This is a genomic window from Arthrobacter sp. 35/47, assembly GCF_000520475.1.
GTDB lineage: Bacteria > Actinomycetota > Actinomycetes > Actinomycetales > Micrococcaceae > Arthrobacter_D > Arthrobacter_D subterraneus.
Genome location: NZ_KI914613.1, coordinates 43989 through 44772, shown reverse-complemented (window position 1 = coordinate 44772; position 784 = coordinate 43989). Strand labels below are relative to the sequence as shown.

Annotated in this window: 2 pseudogenes; both read right to left on the bottom strand. The window is 64.0% G+C overall.

The features are described 5' to 3' along the window. Window positions 1–439, bottom strand: a pseudogene (locus X803_RS19835) (acyl-CoA dehydrogenase family protein); the annotation flags it as partial. Window positions 440–441: 2 nt separating this feature from the next. After that, window positions 442–784, bottom strand: a pseudogene (locus X803_RS19830) (acyl-CoA dehydrogenase family protein); the annotation flags it as partial.

Sequence of the window (784 nt, the reverse complement as noted above, 5' to 3'; positions counted from 1 at the left end):
CGAAGGCCGCGAGCTGCTGACCGACAGCCTGCCATGCCACGGAGAGCCGCGTGATGCGCAGCACCTTGTTGGTGTCCTTGAAGCTGTTGGCGCCGGCGAGCCGATAGTCGTCGCTGATCTGCAGTCCCTCAAGCAGGATGTCCGCGTTCTCGACCGTGCGCAGCGCCGTCTTGTTTTCGATCTTCGTGGCCTTGTAGCCGGGCAGCGAGGTGTCCACCAGGAAACCCTTGACCTGGTTGTCCGCAACGTCGCGGGCAAAGATGACCACCCAGTCGGAGAAGGTTGCATTCCCGATCCAGCGCTTGGCGCCGTTCAGTACCCATCCGTCCCCGTTGCGCTCTGCGGTTGTCCGGGTGCCGCCCGCGACGTCGGATCCGCCGAGTGGCTCGGTGAGGCCGAAGGCGCCGATCTTCTTCATGGCATAGATGTCCGGGAGCCACTCGTGATGCGCAGCACCTTGTTGGTGTCCTTGAAGCTGTTGGCGCCGGCGAGCCGATAGTCGTCGCTGATCTGCAGTCCCTCAAGCAGGATGTCCGCGTTCTCGACCGTGCGCAGCGCCGTCTTGTTTTCGATCTTCGTGGCCTTGTAGCCGGGCAGCGAGGTGTCCACCAGGAAACCCTTGACCTGGTTGTCCGCAACGTCGCGGGCAAAGATGACCACCCAGTCGGAGAAGGTTGCATTCCCGATCCAGCGCTTGGCGCCGTTCAGTACCCATCCGTCCCCGTTGCGCTCTGCGGTTGTCCGGGTGCCGCCCGCGACGTCGGATCCGCCGAGTGGCTCGGTG